The following is a 23,619-nucleotide window of genomic DNA, read 5'->3' on the forward strand; positions in this document are numbered from 1 at the left end:
TTGACACTACCGAGGTGTACTATTTTTACCCGAGTCGCTAATTTTTGCCGCAAGGTGCTAAGCCGCGAGGAAAGCGAGGCTGAACAGGCAGTCGCCCGTCCACAGGTGACGGTGATCCCGCGTGAGCAGCATGCTATTTCCCGCAAAGATATCAGTGAAAATGCCCTGAAGGTAATGTACAGGCTCAATAAAGCGGGATACGAAGCCTGGCTGGTTGGCGGCGGCGTGCGCGACCTGTTACTTGGCAAAAAGCCGAAAGACTTTGACGTAACCACTAACGCCACGCCTGAGCAGGTGCGCAAACTGTTCCGTAACTGCCGCCTGGTGGGTCGCCGTTTCCGTCTGGCTCATGTGATGTTTGGCCCGGAGATTATCGAAGTTGCGACCTTCCGTGGACACCACGAAGGTAACGTCAGCGACCGCACGACCTCCCAACGCGGGCAAAACGGCATGTTGCTGCGCGACAACATTTTCGGCTCCATCGAAGAAGACGCCCAGCGCCGCGATTTCACTATCAACAGCCTGTATTACAGCGTAGCGGATTTTACCGTCCGTGATTACGTTGGCGGTATGAAGGATCTGAAGGACGGTGTTATCCGTCTGATTGGTAACCCGGAAACGCGCTACCGTGAAGATCCGGTACGTATGCTGCGCGCGGTACGTTTTGCCGCCAAATTGGGTATGCGCATCAGCCCGGAAACCGCAGAACCGATCCCTCGCCTCGCTACCCTGCTGAACGATATCCCACCGGCACGCCTGTTTGAAGAATCGCTTAAACTGCTACAAGCGGGCTACGGTTACGAAACCTATAAGCTGCTGTGTGAATATCATCTGTTCCAGCCACTGTTCCCGACCATTACCCGCTACTTCACGGAAAATGGCGACAGCCCGATGGAGCGGATCATTGAGCAGGTACTGAAGAACACCGATACGCGTATTCATAACGATATGCGCGTTAACCCGGCGTTTTTGTTTGCCGCCATGTTCTGGTACCCACTGCTGGAGACGGCACAGAAGATCGCCCAGGAAAGCGGCCTGACCTATCACGACGCTTTCGCGCTGGCGATGAACGACGTGCTGGACGAAGCCTGCCGTTCACTGGCAATCCCGAAACGCCTGACGACATTAACCCGCGATATCTGGCAGTTGCAGTTGCGTATGTCCCGACGTCAGGGTAAACGCGCATGGAAACTGCTGGAGCATCCTAAGTTCCGTGCGGCTTATGACCTGTTGGCCTTGCGAGCTGAAGTTGAGCGTAACGCTGAACTGCAGCGTCTGGTGAAATGGTGGGGTGAGTTCCAGGTTTCCGCGCCACCAGACCAAAAAGGGATGCTCAACGAGCTGGATGAAGAACCATCACCGCGTCGTCGTACTCGTCGTCCACGCAAACGCGCACCACGTCGTGAGGGTACCGCATGACAGTGGCGTATATTGCCATAGGCAGCAATCTGGCCTCTCCGCTGGAGCAGGTCAATGCTGCCCTGAAAGCATTAGGCGATATCCCTGAAAGCCACATTCTTACCGTTTCTTCGTTTTACCGCACCCCACCGCTGGGGCCGCAAGATCAACCCGATTACTTAAACGCAGCCGTGGCGCTGGAAACCTCTCTTGCACCTGAAGTGCTACTCAATCACACACAGCGTATTGAATTGCAGCAAGGTCGCGTCCGTAAAGCTGAACGCTGGGGACCGCGCACGCTGGATCTCGACATCATGCTGTTTGGTAATGAAGTGATAAATACTGAACGACTGACCGTACCGCACTACGATATGAAAAATCGTGGATTTATGCTGTGGCCGCTGTTTGAAATCGCGCCGGAGTTGGTGTTTCCTGATGGGGAAACATTACGTGAAATACTCACTTCACTAGCAGTACCACAACCTGCCATCTGGTAATAGCTGTATTATTTTATTTTCTTGACGAGAGGAATACAAAATGATACGGCTATTTCATCCACCAAGAAAAAATTATTTTCTTATCTTACTCCTCACATCCCCCTTACACATTAAATATACTTAATTTACATTTTAGTTTTTTTTAATTCATTCATGAAATAGCACTTCATGCAAATAGATTAGGCATTTTTTGTTTAAACGACCTAAAATAACAACAATTCAATACGCCACATAAATATATTCACACCCGTGATAATTCACCCCTATTACATCCTCCAAAAACTTTGAGTAATATCCGCTCGCAATATTAATTTCATATAATTTTTGTAAGGATGCATGTAATGAAAAAAGCACTTCTCGCAGCCGCTCTGGTTATGGCTTCTGGTTCCGCCCTGGCTGTAGATGGTGGTCATATCGACTTTAACGGTATGGTACAGTCCGGTACCTGTAAAGTGGGTGTGGTAGATACTGGTATGCACAGCGTTACCACTGATGGCGTGGTTACCCTGGATACTGCGAATGTTACTGATACTTTTGCTGAAGTTAGCGCAACTGCTGTCGGTTTACTGCCGAAAGAGTTCATGATTTCTGTTGAGTGTGATCCAGGTGCTCCGAAGAATGCTGAGTTGACTATGGGTTCTGCAAGCTACGCGAACACCAGCGGTACCCTGAATAACAATATGAACATCACTGTTAACGGTATTGCACCGGCTCAGAACGTAAACATTGCAGTTCATAACATGAAAAACAAAGCTGGCGCTGCTGAAATTAAGCAGGTCCATATGAACAACTCTTCTGAAGTTCAGGAACTGACATTAGACGCAGAAGGTAAAGGCCAGTACGTATTTAACGCATCTTACGTTAAAGCACCGAACAGCCCGGCTGTAACTGCTGGTCATGTAACCACTAACGCGCTGTACACCGTTGCTTATAAGTAATTGATGGTGTGTTGAGCATAAGGTTTGCCAGCAGGCAGACCTTATTTTCTCTAATTTAATCTTTTTACAGACAGCAAGGAGTGCTTATGTTTCCCTTGGTTAAAAAAACGGTTAGTGCATTATTTGTAAGTACTCTGTTAGCCAGTGCGCCAGCATTTGCTGACATTATTATTTCCGGAACACGTATCATTTATAACGCTGATAAAAAAGATGTTAACGTTCGCCTGGAAAATAAAGGGAATCGTCCCTTACTGATTCAAAACTGGTTGGATACGGGCGATGACAATGCCGATCCCAGCCAGATCAAAGTGCCGTTTACCGCGACCCCGCCCGTTTCACGCGTAGAGCCAAAACGCGGTCAAACCGTAAAAGTGATGTACACCGGTGCAACAGCCCTGCCGAAAGACCGTGAAAGCGTCTACTGGTTTAACGTGCTGGAAGTGCCGCCTAAGCCGAAAGATGCTGAGGCTGACAAAAACTTGTTACAGCTGGCTTTCCGTACGCGCATCAAACTCTTTTATCGCCCGAGCGGTTTACAGGGAGAACCGGCTGAAGCACCGGCGAAAATCACCTGGAAATTAAACAACGCTCAGTTACAGGCAAATAACCCAACGCCATATTACGTGTCCTTTAATGAGGTCAAGCTGGAAAGCGGCGGCAAAACCTACAACGTCAATTCCAGCATGGTCGCGCCGTTCAGCCAGGCAAGCTTTGGCGTAACCGGTCTGCCAGGAAGCGTTTCATCCGGAAAAGTGGTCTTTAAAGCGATCAACGACTTTGGCGGCAACATTGATGGTTCCGCAACATTCTAAAAAATAAACGGATTCTTTTTAACATCGCCAGGAATGCAACCTTGTACCAGTTTACTCATCAAAAAAGCCGTATCCCGAAAAAAACGCTACTTGCGGCCTGTTGCGCCCTTTTTTACAGCGGCAACAGTTCTGCGGCAGACACGGTGGAATATGACAGTTCCTTCTTAATGGGAACTGGCGCATCAACGATTGATGTTAAACGTTATGCTCAAGGCAACCCGACACCGCCGGGTCTCTATAATGTCCGCGTGTTTGTAAACGGTCAGGCGACGTCCAGCTTAGAAATTCCGTTTGTGGATATTGGCGAAAACAGCGCAGCGGCCTGTATTACCCACAAAAACCTGGCACAACTTCACATTAAGCAACCTGAACAGCCTGTCACTTTACTCGCCAGAGAAGGTGAGGAAGAGGATTGTCTGGATTTGGCAAAGTCATACGAAAAGGCGGATGTGCGCTTTGACGGTAGTGACCAGTTTCTCGATCTGACGATCCCTCAGGCCTATGTTTTGAAAAGCTATGGCGGCTACGTTGACCCTTCTTTATGGGAATCGGGAATTAACGCTGCCACACTGGCATATACCCTGAACGCGTATCACACAAGTTCAGATAACGACAATAGTGACAGCGTCTATGGCGCATTTAACTCGGGTATCAATTTAGGAGCCTGGCACTTCCGTGCGCGCGGTAACTATAACTGGACAACAGATAACGGCAGCGATTTCGATTTCCAGGATCGTTACTTACAGCGTGACATTCCGGCAATCCGTTCACAGATAATTATGGGTGACGCCTACACCACCGGTGAAACGTTTGACTCTGTCAACGTCCGTGGTGTTCGCCTGTACAGCGATAGCCGTATGCTACCTTCGGCGCTGGCCAGTTACGCTCCGACCATCCGCGGTGTAGCAAACTCCAACGCCAAAGTCACGGTGACGCAAAGCGGTTATAAAATCTATGAAACCACCGTACCACCCGGTGAATTTGTTATAGACGACATTAGCCCTTCCGGCTTTGGTAGCGAACTGGTCGTAACCATTGAAGAAGCGGATGGTTCCAAACGCACCTTTACGCAACCCTTCTCGTCGGTTGTGCAAATGCAACGTCCTGGTGTAGGTCGTTGGGATTTCAGTGCCGGTAAAGTCATTGATGATAGCCTGCGTTCCGAACCCAATATGGGGCAAGCCTCTTATTACTATGGTCTGAATAACCTCTTCACGGGTTATACCGGCATTCAGTTCACCGATAACAACTATCTTGCCGGGCTGTTAGGTGTGGGTATCAACACCAGCATCGGCGCCTTTGCGGTAGACGTTACCCATTCCCGTGCTGAAATTCCGGATGATAAAACCTACCAGGGGCAAAGTTATCGCGTGACCTGGAACAAACTTTTCCAGGATACCGGGACATCATTTAACCTCGCGGCGTACCGCTATTCCACCCAGGATTACCTGGGCCTGCATGATGCGTTAGTCCTCATTGACGACGCCAAACATTTGTCTGCCGATGAAGACAAAAACACCATGCAGACGTACTCACGTATGAAAAACCAGTTTACCGTCAGCATCAACCAGCCGCTGAAAACGACTTACGAAGATTACGGTTCACTGTTTATTTCCGGTAGCTGGACGGATTACTGGGCGGCGAACAATAGCCGCACTGAATATAATGTTGGTTACAGTAAAAGCGTTTCGTGGGGCAGTTTCAGCGTCAACCTGCAACGTAGCTGGAATGAAGACGGCGAGAAAGATGACGCGATGTACGTCAGCGTTAGCGTACCTATTGAGAATATTTTAGGTGGCAAGCGCAAATCTTCTGGTTTCCGCAATTTAAATACTCAGCTCAATACCGATTTTGATGGTTCACATCAGTTGAATGTTAACAGTTCCGGTAACACTGAAAACAATCTGGTGAACTACAGTGTCAACGCAGGTTATAGCCTCGATAAAAACGCCGGCGATTTAGCCTCTGTTGGTGGTTATCTCAACTATGAATCAGGGTTAGGCGGTATTTCCGCTTCGGCCTCGGCCACTTCTGATAATAGCCAGCAGTACTCCATCTCCACCGATGGCGGCTTTGTATTACACAGTGGTGGTTTAACGTTCACTAACAACAGTTTCAGCAGTAACGACACGCTGGTGTTAATCAACGCCCCAGGTGCTAAAGGCGCACGAATCAATAACAGTAATAACGAAATCGATCGCTGGGGATATGCCGTGACGTCTTCTGTCAGCCCCTACCGTGAAAACCGGGTAGGTCTGAACATTGAAACACTGGAAAACGATGTTGAACTGAAAAGTACCAGCGCCACCACCGTACCACGCAGCGGCTCCGTTGTTTTGACCCGTTTCGAAACTGACGAGGGGCGTTCTGCCGTGCTGAATATTACTGCCGCCAATGGCAAATCTATTCCGTTTGCTGCGGAGGTTTACCAGGGTGAGGTGATGATCGGCAGCATGGGCCAGGGTGGTCAGGCATTTGTGCGCGGTATTAACGACAGCGGGGAATTAACAGTGCGTTGGTATGAAAACAACCAAACCATTGACTGTAAGTTGCACTACCAGTTCCCGGCCCAGCCACAAACGCTGGGAAGTACCAACACCTTATTACTTAACAATCTTACCTGTCAGGTAGCAAATCACTAATATGGAAAATTCTATGAAAAGGATACTACTAACATCCGCGTTAATAGGTCTGGGTTTACCGGCGGTTGGCTCTGCAACAGATCTTAATGTCGATTTTACGGCCACCGTATTAGCCACCACCTGTACGATAACTATCGTACAAGATGGTGGTCCAGTAGTGACGGGTAGCAACGGTGAATATAGCCTGACAATTCCCGATGTTGGCCTGGATAAAGTTGTCACTGGAGATGTTGCAGCTCAAGCCAACTTTAAATTAGTGGCTTCCGATTGCAGCAATGGTTATTCAAAGATTTTTACCACACTTACAGGAACAACGGTTTCCGGTAAGTTAATTGTTAATGAAACAACCTCTGGCGCTACGGGTGTGGGTATGGGGATTAAGCGTAGAGATACCGCAGACTCGGCTTTCTTTACGCCAAATAATACTGACAAATTTGAATGGAGTACCGATGAGAAAGCTAACGGTGTGCCTCTGACCGTAGCACTGCGCGAAACAACGGCAGGAGCAGGACGCACTGGTGCGTTTCAGGCAAAAGCCACCTTTAACTTCACCTACGAATAACAGGGACAGCCACCATGAAATTAAAAGTCATAGCTACACTGATTGCTACTGTTGCCGTGGGTGCCAGCGTTAGCAACAATCTCACTTATGCGAGTACGACATCCGCCTCTTTAACCGTAAACAGTAACCTGACTATGGGTACCTGTAGTGCGAAGGTAGTGGATACCAGTGGTGCCGTGATCGACACCGTTGTCTTGGGCAATGTTTATATTTCTGAACTGGCAGCCAAAAGCAAGGTGCAACCATTTAAAATCCGCTTCAGCGATTGTGCCGGGCTTCCAGGAAAGAGTGCTCAACTCGTCTTAGCGCCCAAAAACAACGGTTGCGCAGGAGGCATGTCTGACACTGCCGCCTTTTCAAATAAACTCAACACCACCACCGATGGTGGTTCAAGCAGAGCAGCAGTCGAAGTATGGACGACTACAAGCCCCGAAGGAACTGGCAGTGAGCAATTCAATTGTTATCAGCGAAACGTCATCAATGTCGATCTTTCTAATGCCAGCACAACACAGCCTTATGATTTCGATTTAAGCGCGCGAATGATTATCGCTGGCGGGTGGACAGTCAATGACGTATTACCGGGTAGATTCCTCTCTCCTACGACTTTCACAATCACTTATCAGTAATAGCGGATAAGGATATTAGAATGCTATGCAGGCATCATAAATTTGTACGTTTTTTGGGGCTGGCAACAGCCCTCATTACGCCTTTTGCCTATGCTGGCCAGGATGTGGATCTCACGGCGCAGATTGTGGCCAGCACCTGTCAGGTGGAAGTCAGTAATAATGGCGTTGTCGATCTCGGCACAGTGACGCTGGACTATTTTGCTGACAATGTGACCCCAACGACGGATTACGCGGGTGGCAAAACGTTTAATGTTAATGTGGTCTCTTGCGATAACATTCAAACGACACAGTCGCAAATGAAATTAGATTTTCAGCCGCAGGCGGGAGCGCTTGCACAGGTGAATAATCAAATTTTTAGTAATGAATACGAACAGCAGGCTACCGGGGCGAAAAACGTCGGCATTGTGATATTTTCGGCCCAACCGAATCAGCAGACATTTAACGTGCGAGGAACAGATGGTTCCTCAGCAGCAATTTATTCGGTCGCGCCTGGCAATGCTGTTCCCTCAACCTGGACCTTTTATTCCCGTATGCAGCGGGTGAATAATGCCCTTCCTCCTGAATCGGGAATGGTGAGAAGCCAGGTTATTGTTAACGTATCTTACGAATAATAAGGATAATTATGCAAAGGAAAGGCAATAAACTGTTGATTCAGTTATGCAGTGCGATACTGCTATTTTTTACCACATCCTGGTATGCATTGGCGAATGAATGTTATATAGAGAGAAATGCTGAAGGGCCTTATGATATGGTGATAAACCGAAAGCCTTTCAGTATACAGTCAGCGATGGTCACAGTCCCGGAAGAAATAGGCTTCGCGACCTGGGATTCTCATATTGATCTTCGGGGCGATAAGATTGGTTGTAAATCCTTAGGTAGTAACACAAGCTCAGTGCATTTTCTTAATACTGCTGATGCCAGTCTCTTATCAACCTATACTACCAGCCATGGCGATGCTTTATTGAAAACAACCGTTCCCGGTATTGTTTATTCAGTAGAATTAGTATGTACAAGTTGTGGAGCCGCGGAGGAGCTTGATTTGTATCTTCCTGCACAAAGTGGTGCAGATAATCATACAGATAACGCCAGCTCAAAGTGGGCCTATGAGTATAGTGACGAGAGCTGGTATTTACGATTTCGTTTTTTCTGGACCCCGGAATTTAAACCTCAAAATGGGGTTTCAGAAGGAACTGCGATACCAGGTAAAATAGCTTCCTGGTATATAGGCAATAATGATCAACCATGGATAAATTTTTTCGTTGATACAAGCTCCGTTCATTTTTACGTTGACGAACCGACCTGTGCAACAGTTGCCCTCGCACAAGATCAGGGCAACGTCAGTGGCAACCAGGTAACGCTTGGGAACAGTTATGTTTCAGAAGTGAAAAATGGGCTTACGCGGGAAATCCCTTTTTCTATCCGTGCTGAATACTGTTATGCCAGTAAAATAACGGTTAAATTGAAAGCGGCAAATAAACCCAGCGACGCCACACTAGTAGGTAAAACGACTGGCTCTGCTTCAGGCGTGGCTGTAAAAGTAAATTCAACTTATGACAATAGCAAAGTATTGTTAAAAGCAGATGGTAGCAACACGGTTGACTATAACTTCGCCGTCTGGTCAAACAACCTGCTGCTTTTACCTTTTACGGCGCAGCTGGTACCGGATGGCAGTGGTGCTGCTGTCGGTGTTGGAACCTTCTCTGGTAACGCGACCTTCTCCTTTACCTACGAATAAGTAAAACGTCATTCCTTCCTCATCGCACCAGAGTTCTGCTCTGGTGCGAACATTTTCCCCACACTAAAAACCATTGCCCCCCTGATTTCGACTGTTAGAATGCGATCAATCTGACTTTAGCCATCAGGATACGTTATGAAACCGACCACTATTGCTTCATTGCAGAAATGTAAGCAGGAAAAAAAACGCTTCGCCACCATCACCGCCTACGACTACAGCTTCGCCAAATTGTTTGCTGACGAAGGGCTAAACGTGATGCTGGTGGGCGATTCGCTGGGCATGACCGTGCAGGGCCACGTCTCCACTCTGCCGGTAACCGTTGCCGATATTGCCTACCACACTGCCGCTGTACGTCGCGGCGCACCAAACTGCCTGCTGCTGGCTGACCTGCCGTTTATGGCATATGCCACGCCGGAACAAGCCTTTGAAAATGCCGCCACAGTAATGCGTGCCGGAGCCAATATGGTCAAAATCGAAGGTGGCGCATGGCTGGTGGAAACCGTGCAGATGCTGACTGAACGCGCGGTTCCGGTATGTGGTCATTTAGGTTTAACGCCGCAGTCAGTGAACATTTTCGGCGGCTACAAAGTACAAGGGCGTGGCGAGGCAGGCGATCAACTGCTCAGCGATGCATTAGCATTAGAAGCGGCAGGCGCACAACTTCTGGTGCTGGAATGCGTACCGGTTGAACTGGCAAAACGTATTACCGAAGCGCTGGCGATCCCGGTTATCGGTATTGGCGCAGGCAACGTTACCGATGGGCAGATCCTCGTGATGCACGATGCGTTCGGCATTACCGGCGGCCATATCCCTAAATTTGCCAAAAATTTCCTCGCTGAAACGGGCGACATCCGCGCGGCTGTGCGGCAGTATATGGCTGAAGTGGAGTCCGGCGTTTATCCGGGCGAAGAACACAGTTTCCATTAAGGAGTGACGTTGTGTTAATTATCGAAACCCTGCCACTGCTGCGCCAGCAAATTCGCCGCCTGCGTATGGAAGGCAAGCGCGTGGCGCTGGTACCTACCATGGGCAACCTGCATGATGGCCATATGAAGCTGGTCGATGAAGCCAAAGCCCGCGCCGATGTGGTCGTCGTCAGTATTTTCGTTAACCCGATGCAGTTCGACCGCCCGGAAGATCTGGCACGTTATCCACGGACCTTGCAGGAGGACTGCGAGAAGCTAAACAAACGTAAAGTAGATTTAGTTTTCGCCCCTTCGGTAAAAGAGATCTACCCGAACGGTACAGAAACCCACACCTATGTTGATGTTCCTGGTCTTTCGACCATGCTGGAAGGTGCCAGCCGTCCGGGACATTTTCGCGGCGTTTCGACTATTGTCAGCAAGCTGTTCAACCTGGTCCAGCCGGATATCGCCTGCTTCGGTGAAAAAGATTTTCAGCAACTGGCGCTGATCCGCAAAATGGTTGCCGATATGGGCTTCGATATTGAGATTGTTGGCGTCCCGATTATGCGCGCCAAAGATGGCCTTGCGCTCAGTTCCCGTAATGGTTATCTGACGGCAGAACAACGCAAAATTGCGCCCGGTCTGTACAAAGTTTTAAGTTCGATTGCCGACAAATTGCAGGCTGGCGAACGGGATCTCGATGAAATTATTGCTATTGCCGGGCAAGAACTGAATGAAAAAGGCTTCCGCGCCGATGATATTCAGATTCGCGATGCCGACACGTTGCAGGAGGTCTCTGAAAACAGCAAACGGGCCGTAATTCTGGTAGCCGCCTGGCTTGGCGATGCTCGCCTGATCGACAACAAGATGGTCGAACTGGCGTAATACTTAACTGGCGCTACGGCTGATGGCGCCAGTTATTAATTTGCCCTACGTCATGGCGATGACGTCTGTAAGTGATTATTCATATCGCTGGCAATTTAGTTAGAGTTAATTAGCTTATCAATCTCTGTAAGAGGTAAAGTTGTCACCTCTGCAACGTCTTCCCGAGACATCCCTTTACTTAGAAAACGCTGGGCGAATTCCTGTCTTACCTTCTGGAGTTCCTCTTGATATCCCTTCTGAAATCCCTTCTCTTCAAACCACTGCGCCAACGTCTGCCTGGTTTCTCTCCGTGTCTTTATTTCCATAGGTTCCCTTAATTATCTGGTCAGTTAACAATAACAATTATCTGGCTATAACTGATGATGCAGACAACTTAGTTAATCAGCTTATCAATCTCGGCAAGGGGTAAATTTGCCATCTCTGCAACGTCTTCCCGAGACATTCCTTTATTCAGAAGACGCAGGACGAATTCTTGCCTTTCCTCCTGTCTTCCCCTCTCTTCAAACCACTGCGCCAGCGTCATCATAGACTCCCCTCCCGTTTCCCTGTCTCTCAGCACACCATAAAACAAATCCGCTTGTTCAGTATGACCGCGTTGCAGCATATAGTTTTGCATGGCAACTAACTGACTTCCGCTAGTGTACCCTTCGTCAATCAGCGTGACCAGTTGCTCCAGCAATAACATTAAGTCGCGCTGGCGAATATGCTTTTGCAGTAGTTCGAGAATCGCAATCCGCCGGTGCTGCATGATTTCGTCATCCGGTGTGATAGTGATATCCACCAGCGGAAAAGGACTGTTATAGACGCGTCGCGCCAGCTCCGGCGAGTAAAACATATCAAACCAGCACATTGAGAGCGGATAAGGTGTGGTCTCGCCCTGATAAAACAGTATCGGCACCACCAGCGGCAGCTTATCGTGATCCGCCTCCAGATGCCGGTGCATGGCAGCAATAGAATAACGCATCATGCGAAAGGCCATTTTCTTATCCGGCTTGCTTTGGTGTTCAATCACAACATGCAGATAACCGGGATTGCCCTGCATTTGCACGGAATAGAGCACGTCCGTGCTGTGTCCTTTCAGGCTCTCTTCAATGAAACTCCCCGACTCTAAATGAAGCGTGTTGAGGTCACAAAGTTCGCGTAATTCCACTGGCAAATGTATCTCCAGAAAGTCGCGAGCCGTCTCCGCATGCATTAAAAATTGTTTAAATACCGCGTCATGCGGTGTAGTACTCGGTGCATCCATCTTCCCTGTCTTCCGTGTTGTCTTGCGTGAAGGCAGTATCCAGTCAAGGCGTGCTATCGTCAGCCACCTCTTTATTGTTTACCGAGCAGCGTTCAGAGAAATATCAATTCGTTACAGGCGATACATGGCACGCTTCGGCGCGGTACGCAAACTGCTGATGCAAATGCCGTCAGATGAGTAGACACTAAACAAAAATCGGGCAATACTGCGTGAGAATTTCCTCAAAGCAGGCACCGCCTGCTTCGTTAACGACAGGGTAGAAAGGTAGAAGTTATGATTCGCACGATGCTGCAGGGCAAACTCCACCGCGTGAAAGTGACTCATGCGGACCTGCACTATGAAGGTTCTTGCGCCATTGACCAGGATTTTCTTGACGCAGCCGGTATTCTCGAAAACGAAGCCATTGATATCTGGAATGTCACCAACGGCAAGCGTTTCTCCACTTATGCCATCGCGGCAGAACGCGGTTCGAGAATTATTTCTGTTAACGGTGCGGCGGCCCACTGCGCCAGTGTCGGCGATATTGTCATCATCGCCAGCTTCGTTACCATGCCAGATGAAGAAGCTCGCACCTGGCGACCCAACGTCGCCTATTTTGAAGGCGACAATGAAATGAAACGTACCGCGAAAGCGATTCCGGTACAGGTTGCTTGATTGTTATCCCTGCGGCTGGTTACTCACCAGCCGCGACATCGTCTCCAGCGAATCCGTTCTTAAGATATAAAGTCGTTTTAGTAACAACGGATTATCCCCCGGTTTTACTTTGCCTTTCATGGTTGTCACCGCCAGGTGAAATCCGGCATCGTTTGCTGCCTTCACGGCTTTGTCATTAAAGCCGCCAAACGGATACGAAAGATACCAGACATGCGGATTAAATTGCGCCAGAGCGCGGCGTGAACGTGCAAAATCAAACAGAATATTGTGCTCACTACGGCTCAGTAATATGGGTCGGCGATAACCATCTACCCGATGCAAAAAATGGGTATGTGACTGAAAATCAAAAACATCGCGAATTTCGTTAAGCTCAGAAACGCTCATAAATTGCAGCGATTTTGGGTTCCACTTCTGCGGGTGACGTTTGATGCGCGAGGTAACAATAAACGCCGTCGCCTTCATGCCATATTGTTTCAACACAGGATACGCATAGCGGCTCACCGACTTGAGGCCATCATCAAAGGTAATCACCACCGCTCGCGCAGGGAGATTGATCTTATTCTTCACGTAACCTTCCAGCTGCACCATGCTCAGTGTCGCGTATCCCCTGTCGCGCAGCCAGGCCATCTGGTTATTGAAAGCGCGTACCGAGGTGGTCGTCGAAGTATGGCGAAAACGGGTGTTTTCTTCGTCGCGCAGAATATGGTGATAAGTTAGCACCGGAAGGCCATTATCGGTTTGGGCATCCAGCGCGCTGATATAGGCCAGTCGATCGCCAATACGGACCTGATACCAGGTTTGATTTAACCTGTCTTTCAGTTTATGCAAAATCGGGTAGCGCAAATTGTCCGCCAATACCCCAAATGGCGCACTGCCCACACTCGGCGCGTTATAGACCGGCGTATCTTTCCAGGTAACTAAGTTCTGATTACTCAGCGGCTTGTTGAGGTCACCCAAACCGTCTTCAACTTTTTGTCGCCCCTGAACCGGCTCGAGATGCCCTTTATCGATAAACCCTTTACCAAAGCCAAAATTAAATGCGTAATAACTTGCGGCAGTGGGCTCCACGGCAATGATTTGTCCGGCCCGAATATTCCCCACGGTCACCATCTTGTCGCCAATTTGCGCCCAGACCGCAGCATTTTCGATGGTTTGCATATAACGGGCAGGTAACGCGGCACTGACACTTGCGGTAAACAGCATCAGCAGGAGAATAACAGCTTGTTTGTACATGAAAAAATAACCGAGGGTGAAACAACGCTTTTATTGTAGCAAAAGCGCCATCAGAATCGCGGGTTAATACTCATACAAATTATGTTTGAGGACGAAAGGCGGATTTTTTTGTTGTTGGTGCCAAAGACTACTCACCTCCGGCGCACCCAGTTCGACAATACGCTCGCGAAACTCTGAACTGGTCATGGTTTCACGGCAAGCCATCATCTGTTCAATTAACGGTAACGTGACACCAGAAATCACTTCGCAACGGGAGTGTTTGTGGCTTAATAATGAAGCCACGCGGTACGGTGGCGCTCCGGCTATATCGGTTAAGAAGATGACACCCTCACCAGAGTCCGCTTCATGCAGAGCATCGCACATCATGCGGCTGAGCATATTAGAACTTAATCCGCGCCAGAAATTCACGGCCCGGCACTGAAGAAGCGCCCCATGTTTTTTCTCCAGCGCATCCAGTATCTCTTGCGCCCGGTCATCGTGACAGGTAATTACCCAACCTAACATCGCCTTCCTCCTTAGCCGAAAATCAGTCTACCCTGACCATTGTTGATAAAGGGTGATAGCCGTCAAAACTCCTCTCCCCCAAATCCAGAGGAGAGGAAATAGCCTTAGCTACGCAAACCACGTCCACGTTGGATCAGCGACCAACAGATCAAATAAAACGCCACAATAAAGACCACCAGTACGCCAAAGGTAGTGACCAGCGGAACATCATTGATACCGAGGAAGCCGTAGCGGAAACCACTGATCATATAAACGATTGGGTTCAGGTGCGACAGCCCTTGCCAGAACGGCGGCAACAAAGTCAGGGAGTAAAACACCCCGCCCAAATACGTGAGTGGCGTTAACACAAAGGTTGGCACCAGGCTGATGTCATCGAACGTTTTGGCAAACACGCCGTTCAGCAAACCCGCAAGGGAGAACAACACCGCCGTGAGCACCAGGGTTAAGGCAACGAATACCCACGAATGCACCTGAAACGGCACAAAAAACAGTGAAATTGCCGTCACCAGAATGCCAACAAACAGACCACGCGCCACGCCACCGCCGACATATCCGGCAATAATGACGTGAGTCGGAACCGGCGCTACCAGCAGCTCTTCAATATTACGCTGGAATTTGGCACCAAAAAATGATGACGCGACGTTAGCGTAGGCGTTGGTGATCACCGACATCATGATCAGCCCCGGTACGATGAACTGCATGTAGCTGAAGCCATGCATATCGCCAATACGCGAACCAATCAGGTTACCGAAAATAATAAAGTAAAGGGTCATGGTGATGACTGGCGGCACCAGCGTCTGCACCCAGATACGCATAAAGCGATGGATCTCTTTCGCCCAGATGCTTTTTAGCGCCACCCAGTAAAGATGCATCATGCGCGATCTCCTTGTTTTTCATTAACCAGTGAAACAAACAGCTCTTCCAGACGGTTAGCTTTGTTACGCATACTTAATACCTGAATGCCCTGCTCACTTAACTGCGTAAATACGCTGTTGATCCCCTGCTCACGCAGCACTTCAACTTCCAGCGTCGCGGTATCGACCAGTCGATACTGATAGCCATCGAGCTTCGGTAACGGACTTTTCGGTGCGAGATCGAGAATAAAGGTTTCCGATTTCAGCTTCGCCAGCAGCGCCTTCATCGAGGTATTTTCCACCAGCTCACCGTGTTGAATAATGCCGATATTGCGGCACAGCATTTCTGCTTCTTCCAGGTAGTGTGTGGTGAGAATGATGGTGGTGCCTTTGTCGTTTAAATCCTTCAAAAAGCCCCACATTGAGCGGCGAAGTTCAATATCCACGCCTGCAGTCGGCTCGTCGAGAATCAGTAGTTTAGGTTCATGCATTAACGCACGGGCAATCATTAAACGGCGCTTCATCCCGCCAGATAACATACGCGCACGTTCGTTGCGTTTTCCCCATAAATCGAGCTGCTTAAGATATTTTTCGCTGCGGATGTACGCCTCTTTGCGCTCCACACCGTAGTACCCTGCCTGATTCACCACAATTTGCTGCACGGTTTCAAACGGGTTGAAGTTAAATTCCTGCGGCACCAGTCCCAACTGACGTTTAGCGTTCACGACATCTTTCTCGAGATCGTAACCAAATACGCTGACCCGCCCGGAGGTTTTATTTACCAGAGAGCTGATAATACCGATAGTGGTCGATTTCCCGGCCCCGTTCGGCCCGAGAAGCGCATAAAAATCACCCGCTTCGACCTGCAAATCTATTCCACGAAGCGCCTGAACGCCGCCTGGATAGGTTTTTTTAAGCTGTTGAAGTTCCAGTGCAATGGTCATAAATTTTTACTTACCTTACGTTCTTACACTTTATCTGTGGTTTAAATCGTCCCGGAGTTGCCCTATATTAGCCAAACGTAATTATTTGGTTACAGGTCGTTAACCTCCATGAAAGACATAGATACACTCATCAGCAACAATGCACTATGGTCAAAAATGCTGGTGGAAGAGGATCCCGGGTTTTTTGAGAAACTGGCACAAGCGCAAAAACCGCGCTTTCTATGGATTGGATGTTCCGACAGTCGCGTTCCTGCAGAACGTTTAACCGGTCTTGAGCCGGGCGAACTCTTTGTTCACCGTAATGTTGCTAACCTGGTCATTCACACCGACCTGAACTGCCTTTCCGTGGTTCAGTATGCAGTGGATGTACTCGAAGTTGAACACATTATTATCTGTGGCCACTACGGTTGCGGCGGCGTACAAGCCGCAGTTGAAAACCCGGAACTGGGGCTTATCAACAACTGGCTGCTGCATATCCGCGATATCTGGTTCAAACATAGCTCATTGCTCGGCGAAATGCCGCAAGAGCGCCGTCTGGATACCTTGTGTGAACTGAACGTCATGGAACAGGTGTATAACCTGGGCCACTCCACCATTATGCAATCAGCGTGGAAACGCGGGCAGAAAGTTACCATTCACGGCTGGGCCTACGGTATTCACGACGGCTTGCTGCGTGATCTGGATGTCACAGCGACCAACCGCGAAACCCTTGAGCAACGTTACCGTCACGGGATTTCCAACCTCAAGCTGAAACACGCCAACCACAAATAAAAATGCCATGCCGGATGCAACACATCCGGCAACTTCACACTTACTCGTCCAGCAGAATCACTTTGCCAATATACGGCAGATGACGGTAACGCTGTGCGTAATCAATGCCGTAACCCACCACAAACTCATCCGGGATCGAGAAACCGATAAATTCTACCGGGACGTTCACTTCACGGCGGGACGGTTTATCCAGCAGCGTACAAATCGCCAGCGACTTCGGTTCGCGCAGGCTTAAGATCTCACGCACTTTCGACAGTGTATTCCCCGAGTCGATGATATCTTCAACAATCAGCACGTCCTTGCCACGGATATCTTCATCCAGATCTTTGAGGATTTTCACATCACGGGTGGTGGACATGCCGCTACCGTAGCTGGAGGCGGTCATAAAGTCGACTTCATGAGATACCTGAACTTCACGGCACAGGTCCGCCATAAACATAAATGAGCCACGCAGCAGACCCACCAGCACCATATCGCTGCCGCTGTCTTTGTAACGCTCAGTAATCTGACGACCCAGTTCGGCGATACGCGCTTTAATCTCCGCTTCGGGGATCATTACTTCTACAGTATGTTTCATATCTCTAACCATATGATTTAAAAACAAATCACTTCGCACGGGCAGGTTTTGGCACCGCAACAAAGCGCAAGACACGCAGTATACCAGTAAAACTATTCATTCGCGGAATCTGTTAATAAAGCTCGAATTGTGATGACGGTCACACATGTTAAAACCTATAATTAATTGCTACTAAAATATTAATGAATTGAAATGGTGTCTCTTTATGGCAATTAACAATACAGGCTCGCGACGATTACTCGTCACGCTAACAGCCCTTTTTGCAGCGCTTTGCGGGCTGTATCTACTCATTGGCGGAGGCTGGCTGGTCGCGATTGGCGGCTCCTGGTACTACCCTATCGCTGGCCTTGTGATGCTCGGCGTCGCCTGGATGCTGTGGCGCAGTAAACGTGCCGCGCTTTGGCTATACGCCGCCCTGCTGCTCGGCACCATGATTTGGGGCGTCTGGGAAGTTGGTTTCGACTTCTGGGCGCTGACTCCGCGCAGCGATATTCTGGTCTTCTTCGGCATCTGGCTGATCCTGCCGTTTGTCTGGCGTCGCCTGGTCATTCCTGCCAGCGGCGCAGTTGCCGCACTGGTGGTGGCACTGCTGATTAGCGGTAGTATCCTGACCTGGGCCGGATTTAACGATCCGCAGGAAATCAACGGCACCTTAAGCGCCGATGCCACACCTGCGGAAGCTATCTCACCCGTTGCCGATCAGGACTGGCCTGCCTATGGTCGCAATCAGGAAGGTCAACGCTTTTCACCTCTGAAACAAATTAACGCCGATAACGTCCATAATCTGAAAGAAGCCTGGGTGTTCCGTACTGGCGATGTGAAGCAGCCGAACGATCCGGGCGAAATCACCAATGAAGTGACGCCGATTAAAGTGGGCGACACCCTTTACCTGTGTACCGCTCACCAGCGCCTGTTTGCGCTCGATGCCGCCAGCGGCAAAGAGAAATGGCATTACGATCCTGAGCTGAAAACTAACGAGTCTTTCCAGCACGTAACCTGCCGTGGCGTCTCTTATCATGAAGCCAAAGCAGAAACGGCTTCGCCGGAAGTGATGGCGGATTGCCCGCGTCGTATCATTCTTCCGGTCAATGATGGTCGACTGATTGCGATTAACGCTGAAAACGGCAAACTGTGCGAAACCTTCGCCAATAAAGGCGTGCTCAATCTGCAAAGCAATATGCCGGACACCAAACCGGGTCTGTATGAACCGACTTCGCCACCGATTATCACCGATAAAACCATCGTGATGGCAGGTTCAGTTACCGATAACTTCTCAACCCGCGAAACGTCTGGCGTGATCCGTGGTTTTGATGCCAACACCGGGGAGCTGCTGTGGGCTTTTGATCCGGGCGCGAAAGATCCGAACGCAATCCCGTCTGACGAACACACCTTTACCTTTAACTCGCCAAACTCGTGGGCACCAGCGGCCTATGACGCGAAGCTGGATCTGGTCTATCTGCCGATGGGCGTGACCACGCCGGATATCTGGGGCGGTAACCGCACACCGGAACAGGAACGTTATGCCAGCTCGATTCTGGCGCTGAATGCCACAACCGGGAAATTGGCGTGGAGCTACCAGACCGTTCACCACGACCTGTGGGATATGGATCTTCCGGCACAGCCGACGCTGGCGGACATCACCGTTAATGGTCAGAAAGTGCCAGTTATTTACGCTCCGGCGAAAACCGGCAACATTTTTGTGCTCGATCGTCGTAATGGCGAACTGGTGGTTCCGGCACCGGAAAAACCGGTTCCCCAAGGTGCTGCCAAAGGCGATTACGTTACCCCTACTCAACCATTCTCGGAACTGAGCTTCCGTCCGACGAAAGATTTGAGCGGTGCGGATATGTGGGGAGCCACCATGTTTGACCAACTGGTGTGCCGCGTGATGTTCCACCAGATGCGCTATGAAGGCATTTTCACGCCGCCATCTGAACAGGGCACGCTGGTCTTCCCGGGTAACCTGGGAATGTTTGAATGGGGCGGGATTTCCGTTGATCCAAATCGTGAAGTGGCAATTGCCAACCCAATGGCACTGCCGTTTGTTTCGAAACTGATCCCACGCGGTCCGGGTAACCCGATGGAGCAGCCGAAAGATGCCAAAGGCACGGGTACGGAATCCGGCATTCAGCCACAGTACGGTGTACCGTATGGTGTCACGCTCAACCCGTTCCTCTCACCATTTGGTCTGCCATGTAAACAGCCAGCATGGGGTTATATCTCGGCGCTGGATCTGAAAACTAATGAAGTGGTGTGGAAGAAACGTATTGGTACGCCGCAGGACAGTATGCCGTTCCCGATGCCTGTACCGGTGCCGTTCAATATGGGTATGCCGATGCTGGGCGGGCCAATCTCCACGGCGGGTAACGTGCTGTTTATCGCCGCTACGGCAGATAACTACCTGCGCGCTTACAACATGAGCAACGGTGAAAAACTGTGGCAAGGTCGTTTACCAGCGGGTGGTCAGGCGACGCCAATGACCTATGAAGTGAATGGTAAGCAGTATGTGGTGATCTCCGCAGGCGGTCACGGTTCATTTGGTACGAAGATGGGCGACTATATTGTGGCTTATGCGCTGCCGGATGATGTGAAGTAAGACTTGCTCAGATTGCTGACAACGTGCGCGTTGTTCATGCCGGATGCGGCGCGAACGCCTTATCCAGCCTACAAAATTGTGCAAAATCAATGGATTGCACAGGTAGCGTAGGCCTGATAATCGTAGCGCATCAGGCAGATTTGCGTTTGTCATCAGTTTAATGCCCGGAGAGATCCGGGCATATTTCCGAATACGGTCTTTTTATACCGTAAACCCTAACATCATCCCCGTATCTTCATGCTCCAGCAGATGGCAGTGCGCCATATAAGCATGTTCTTTCGGTGCGTCGTGATTAAACTTCACCAGCACTTCACTGACATTGCCTTCTACCTTAACGGTATCTTTCCAGCCCGCGCGATGAGCCGCTGGCTGTTTGCCATTTTCTGACAAGATACGGAACTGCGTGCCGTGAATATGGAACGGATGCAGCATCATGTCGCCCACGCCAGAGATAACCCAACGTTCGTACTGCCCTTTCGCCGCCGCAAACATCGGCTTATTCATATCAAACGCCTGACCGTTGATTTTATTGGCATGGTGGAAATCGAATTTCCCGCCGTGGTTCATATGATTCATATTGCCGTGCCCCATATGGCCCATCATCTGGCTGTGATCCATTCCGGCCATCGCCTGATCGCCATATTTCTCCATTAGCATCTGCATCCCCATCATATCGAGCATCGGGTCCATAGAAAGTTGCAGCTTGCGTACCGTCAGCCCTTCCAGCGAAGGTAACGCAGGCAGGCTACTTAATGTGTCTGGCAAAGCACCGGAGGCACTAATAGCAATCGGCTGAATCCGCATTACCGGATGCGGCTTGTCAAACGGTGCAATCGCCATCCCCATCTGGCTGACCGGCAGCGTCACCAGGTCAAAGGGTTTGTTGTCGTTAACCTCCACCAGCACTTCAAAACGCTCGCCCATCAGCACCGGCAGTTCGCTCACCTTCACCGGTTCAGGTAGCAGACCACCGTCGCTGGCAATCACATAAAGCGGGCGATTGTCGCTGGTGGCGAAATTGAGCGAGCGGGCATTACAGCCATTGAGCAAACGCAGGCGCAGCCAACCACGCGGGGCAGCGTGTTGCGGGTAGATTGCACCGTTGGTCAGCAACGTATCGCCAAACCAGCCCACGGCGGCGGTCATCACATCCAGTTGATAATCAATCTGCCCGTCGGCGCTAAATTTCTTATCCTGAACGATCACCGGAACATCATCGATACCCCACTGTTTTGGCAGCATTAATTTCAGGATCTCGTCATCTTCAATCACCACCAGACCAGCCAGCCCCATCGCCACCTGTCGCCCGGTCTTGCCATGTTGATGTGGATGGAACCAGCAGGTAGCGGCAGGTTGATCAACGTTCAACGTCACCGAGCGCTTGCCACCTGGCGGAATAATTCCCTGTGGGCCGCCGTCGACTTCACCCGGTACTTCCAGCCCGTGCCAGTGCAACGTCGTCTCTTCCGTCAGTTGGTTATAGATATCAACCGTTACCGCTTTGCCGCGCTGTAATTTCACCGCCGGCCCCAGCAGATTGCCGTTATAGCCCCAGGTAGTTGCAGTTTTCTCGCCAAAGGTAGACTGACCTGCGCCAATAGTTAACTGAATGCGATTACGAGCATCGGTCGTGAGCAAATCAGGGATCGGTAACGTTGGGCGTTCCGCCGCAAAGACTGCACGGCTCCACAGTGGCAAGGCTGAAGCCACACCCAGTGCGACGGAATATTTCAAGAAATCACGACGTTGCATAGTTATTTCCTTATTCTTAAGCAGGCGAAACAAAATCAAACGTTGAGCATAGTCCTTCCCCTTACGGGAAGGTCAAGCCGCAGACACAATTTAATCGACAATAATGGTCGTCGCCTCGCTCGCAGTGTGCTAACGTTTATCTTCTTTAAGCCCCTGGTAGAAGCAATGAAGACGTTTTTCAGAACAGTGTTATTCGGCAGCCTGATGGCCGTTTGCGCAAACAGTTACGCGCTCAGCGAGTCTGAAGCCGAAGATATGGCCGATTTAACGGCAGTTTTTGTCTTTCTGAAGAACGATTGTGGTTACCAGAACTTACCTAATGGGCAAATTCGTCGCGCACTGGTCTTTTTCGCCCAGCAAAACCAGTGGGATCTCAGTAATTACGACACCTTCGACATGAAAGCCCTCGGTGAAGACAGCTACCGCGATCTCAGCGGCATTGGCATTCCCGTCGCTAAAAAGTGCAAAGCCCTGGCTCGCGATTCCTTAAGCCTGCTTGCCTACGTCAAATAATCCCTGATACCTTTTTGTAGAAATATTGACCGTGCATCCGCGGTCAATGTTAGCTATTATGTTGCGCCCTTTTTTTACGGGTGTTAACAAAGGAGGTATCAACCCATGGCCGAAAAAAAACAGTGGCATGAAACGCTACACGACCAGTTTGGGCAGTACTTTGCGGTAGATAACGTTCTGTATCATGAAAAGACCGATCACCAGGATCTGATCATTTTTGAGAACGCTGCATTTGGTCGCGTAATGGCGCTGGATGGCGTAGTACAAACCACCGAGCGCGACGAGTTTATCTATCATGAGATGATGACCCATGTTCCGCTACTGGCCCACGGTCACGCGAAACATGTGCTGATTATCGGCGGCGGCGACGGTGCCATGCTGCGTGAAGTAACCCGACATAAAAACGTTGAGTCAATCACGATGGTGGAAATCGATGCGGGTGTCGTATCGTTCTGCCGTCAGTATCTACCCAACCATAACGCCGGTAGCTACGACGATCCGCGCTTTAAGCTGGTGATCGATGATGGCGTCAATTTCGTTAATCAAACCAGCCAGACCTTTGATGTCATTATCTCCGACTGCACCGATCCTATCGGTCCCGGCGAAAGCCTTTTCACTTCGGCATTTTATGAAGGCTGCAAACGTTGCCTGAATCCTGGCGGTATCTTCGTCGCACAAAACGGCGTCTGCTTTTTACAGCAGGAAGAAGCCATCGACAGCCATCGCAAACTCAGCCATTACTTCAGCGACGTTGGCTTTTATCAGGCGGCGATCCCGACCTATTACGGCGGTATCATGACTTTTGCATGGGCGACAGATAACGACGCCTTACGCCATCTCTCAACCGAAATTATTCAGGCGCGTTTTCTCGCCTCTGGCCTGAAATGCCGTTATTACAATCCGGCAATCCATACGGCAGCTTTTGCCTTACCTCAGTATCTGCAAGACGCACTGGCTTCACAGCCGTCCTAAGGA

General features: G+C 49.9%; 23 protein-coding genes and 1 pseudogene. 16 read left to right on the top strand and 8 right to left on the bottom strand.

Annotation, left to right across the window (positions count from 1 at the left end; translation table 11 throughout):
- The first annotated feature begins 21 nt into the window (after window positions 1-21).
- The 11 genes from pcnB to panC all read left to right on the top strand — a co-directional run bounded on the left by pcnB (window position 22) and on the right by panC (window position 11,000).
- The gene (gene pcnB, locus ACJHW7_RS06530; protein ID WP_010723084.1) at window positions 22-1,419 is read left to right on the top strand and encodes a polynucleotide adenylyltransferase PcnB; all 1,398 of its coding nucleotides are present in this window, start codon (window positions 22-24) and stop codon (window positions 1,417-1,419) included.
- Window positions 1,416-1,895 (top strand): 2-amino-4-hydroxy-6-hydroxymethyldihydropteridine diphosphokinase, encoded by a 480-nt coding sequence (gene folK, locus ACJHW7_RS06535; RefSeq protein ID WP_021556423.1) that lies wholly within the window; start codon window positions 1,416-1,418, stop codon window positions 1,893-1,895. The genes pcnB and folK overlap by 4 nt, the downstream gene beginning before the upstream one ends.
- A 341-nt stretch (window positions 1,896-2,236) precedes the next feature.
- Window positions 2,237-2,833: a fimbrial protein gene (locus tag ACJHW7_RS06540; RefSeq protein ID WP_000709670.1), complete on the top strand. Its 597-nt coding sequence runs from the start codon at window positions 2,237-2,239 to the stop codon at window positions 2,831-2,833.
- A gap of 86 nt (window positions 2,834-2,919) precedes the next feature.
- On the top strand, window positions 2,920-3,645 hold the full coding sequence (locus tag ACJHW7_RS06545; protein ID WP_000484309.1) for a fimbrial chaperone: 726 nt from the start codon (window positions 2,920-2,922) through the stop codon (window positions 3,643-3,645).
- Window positions 3,646-3,686: 41 nt separating this feature from the next.
- On the top strand, window positions 3,687-6,287 hold the full coding sequence (locus tag ACJHW7_RS06550; RefSeq protein WP_000284236.1) for an outer membrane usher protein: 2,601 nt from the start codon (window positions 3,687-3,689) through the stop codon (window positions 6,285-6,287).
- Between the two features lie 13 nt (window positions 6,288-6,300).
- Window positions 6,301-6,849: a fimbrial protein gene (locus ACJHW7_RS06555; protein ID WP_021556422.1), complete on the top strand. Its 549-nt coding sequence runs from the start codon at window positions 6,301-6,303 to the stop codon at window positions 6,847-6,849.
- A gap of 14 nt (window positions 6,850-6,863) precedes the next feature.
- The gene (locus ACJHW7_RS06560) at window positions 6,864-7,475 is read left to right on the top strand and encodes a fimbrial protein (protein WP_021556421.1); all 612 of its coding nucleotides are present in this window, start codon (window positions 6,864-6,866) and stop codon (window positions 7,473-7,475) included.
- A gap of 20 nt (window positions 7,476-7,495) precedes the next feature.
- A complete protein-coding gene (locus ACJHW7_RS06565) occupies window positions 7,496-8,086 on the top strand; it encodes a fimbrial-like protein (RefSeq protein WP_021556420.1) in 591 nt (196 codons plus the stop codon).
- 11 nt (window positions 8,087-8,097) lie between these two features.
- Window positions 8,098-9,210 carry a fimbrial protein gene (locus ACJHW7_RS06570; protein ID WP_021556419.1) on the top strand — a complete coding sequence of 371 codons (1,113 nt, stop codon included), beginning with the start codon at window positions 8,098-8,100 and terminating at the stop codon, window positions 9,208-9,210.
- A gap of 135 nt (window positions 9,211-9,345) precedes the next feature.
- Window positions 9,346-10,137, top strand: coding sequence for a 3-methyl-2-oxobutanoate hydroxymethyltransferase (gene panB / locus ACJHW7_RS06575; RefSeq protein ID WP_021556418.1), 792 nt, complete (start codon window positions 9,346-9,348; stop codon window positions 10,135-10,137).
- 11 nt (window positions 10,138-10,148) lie between these two features.
- Entirely contained in the window at window positions 10,149-11,000 is an 852-nt protein-coding gene (gene panC / locus ACJHW7_RS06580; RefSeq protein ID WP_021556417.1) for a pantoate--beta-alanine ligase, read from the top strand.
- Between the two features lie 95 nt (window positions 11,001-11,095).
- Here panC and ACJHW7_RS06585 read toward each other — a convergent pair.
- Window positions 11,096-11,275 (bottom strand): annotated as a pseudogene (locus ACJHW7_RS06585) (hypothetical protein); the annotation flags it as partial.
- 98 nt (window positions 11,276-11,373) lie between these two features.
- Window positions 11,374-12,246 (bottom strand): recombination-promoting nuclease RpnC, encoded by an 873-nt coding sequence (rpnC, locus tag ACJHW7_RS06590; RefSeq protein ID WP_000339964.1) that lies wholly within the window; start codon window positions 12,244-12,246, stop codon window positions 11,374-11,376.
- Between the two features lie 273 nt (window positions 12,247-12,519).
- On the opposite strand from rpnC, the gene panD reads away from it, so the two are divergent.
- Complete coding sequence (panD, locus tag ACJHW7_RS06595; protein WP_000621515.1) at window positions 12,520-12,900, top strand: aspartate 1-decarboxylase; 381 nt, start codon at window positions 12,520-12,522, stop codon at window positions 12,898-12,900.
- Between the two features lie 3 nt (window positions 12,901-12,903).
- On the opposite strand, the gene ACJHW7_RS06600 is transcribed toward panD, so the two are convergent.
- From ACJHW7_RS06600 to ACJHW7_RS06615, 4 genes are all read right to left on the bottom strand, one after another.
- On the bottom strand, window positions 12,904-14,133 hold the full coding sequence (locus tag ACJHW7_RS06600; RefSeq protein WP_021556416.1) for a polysaccharide deacetylase family protein: 1,230 nt from the start codon (window positions 14,131-14,133) through the stop codon (window positions 12,904-12,906).
- Between the two features lie 63 nt (window positions 14,134-14,196).
- A complete protein-coding gene (locus tag ACJHW7_RS06605) occupies window positions 14,197-14,637 on the bottom strand; it encodes a PTS sugar transporter subunit IIA (RefSeq protein WP_000901987.1) in 441 nt (146 codons plus the stop codon).
- A gap of 104 nt (window positions 14,638-14,741) precedes the next feature.
- Window positions 14,742-15,512: an ABC transporter permease gene (locus ACJHW7_RS06610; protein WP_000972203.1), complete on the bottom strand. Its 771-nt coding sequence runs from the start codon at window positions 15,510-15,512 to the stop codon at window positions 14,742-14,744.
- On the bottom strand, window positions 15,509-16,435 hold the full coding sequence (locus tag ACJHW7_RS06615) for an ABC transporter ATP-binding protein (RefSeq protein ID WP_000150637.1): 927 nt from the start codon (window positions 16,433-16,435) through the stop codon (window positions 15,509-15,511). The genes ACJHW7_RS06610 and ACJHW7_RS06615 overlap by 4 nt, the downstream gene beginning before the upstream one ends.
- 108 nt (window positions 16,436-16,543) lie before the next feature.
- Between ACJHW7_RS06615 and can the strand changes: the two genes are divergently transcribed.
- Window positions 16,544-17,206 carry a carbonate dehydratase gene (can, locus tag ACJHW7_RS06620; protein ID WP_000651599.1) on the top strand — a complete coding sequence of 221 codons (663 nt, stop codon included), beginning with the start codon at window positions 16,544-16,546 and terminating at the stop codon, window positions 17,204-17,206.
- 40 nt (window positions 17,207-17,246) lie between these two features.
- Here the strand turns inward: can and hpt are convergent, their stop codons facing one another.
- Window positions 17,247-17,783, bottom strand: coding sequence for a hypoxanthine phosphoribosyltransferase (gene hpt, locus ACJHW7_RS06625; protein WP_000683335.1), 537 nt, complete (start codon window positions 17,781-17,783; stop codon window positions 17,247-17,249).
- 205 nt (window positions 17,784-17,988) lie between these two features.
- On the opposite strand from hpt, the gene gcd reads away from it, so the two are divergent.
- A complete protein-coding gene (gene gcd / locus ACJHW7_RS06630; protein ID WP_021556415.1) occupies window positions 17,989-20,379 on the top strand; it encodes a quinoprotein glucose dehydrogenase in 2,391 nt (796 codons plus the stop codon).
- Between the two features lie 201 nt (window positions 20,380-20,580).
- On the opposite strand, the gene cueO is transcribed toward gcd, so the two are convergent.
- The gene (cueO, locus tag ACJHW7_RS06635) at window positions 20,581-22,131 is read right to left on the bottom strand and encodes a multicopper oxidase CueO (RefSeq protein ID WP_021556414.1); all 1,551 of its coding nucleotides are present in this window, start codon (window positions 22,129-22,131) and stop codon (window positions 20,581-20,583) included.
- Window positions 22,132-22,296: 165 nt separating this feature from the next.
- On the opposite strand from cueO, the gene ACJHW7_RS06640 reads away from it, so the two are divergent.
- Window positions 22,297-22,644, top strand: a complete 348-nt coding sequence (locus tag ACJHW7_RS06640; protein WP_001295568.1) for a YacC family pilotin-like protein — start codon at window positions 22,297-22,299, stop codon at window positions 22,642-22,644.
- Between the two features lie 105 nt (window positions 22,645-22,749).
- Window positions 22,750-23,616: a polyamine aminopropyltransferase gene (gene speE, locus ACJHW7_RS06645; RefSeq protein ID WP_000818411.1), complete on the top strand. Its 867-nt coding sequence runs from the start codon at window positions 22,750-22,752 to the stop codon at window positions 23,614-23,616.
- Window positions 23,617-23,619 lie beyond the last annotated feature (3 nt).

Source organism: Escherichia sp. WS1152, from assembly GCF_046487665.1.
In the GTDB taxonomy this organism is placed as follows: Bacteria; Pseudomonadota; Gammaproteobacteria; order Enterobacterales; family Enterobacteriaceae; genus Escherichia; species Escherichia coli.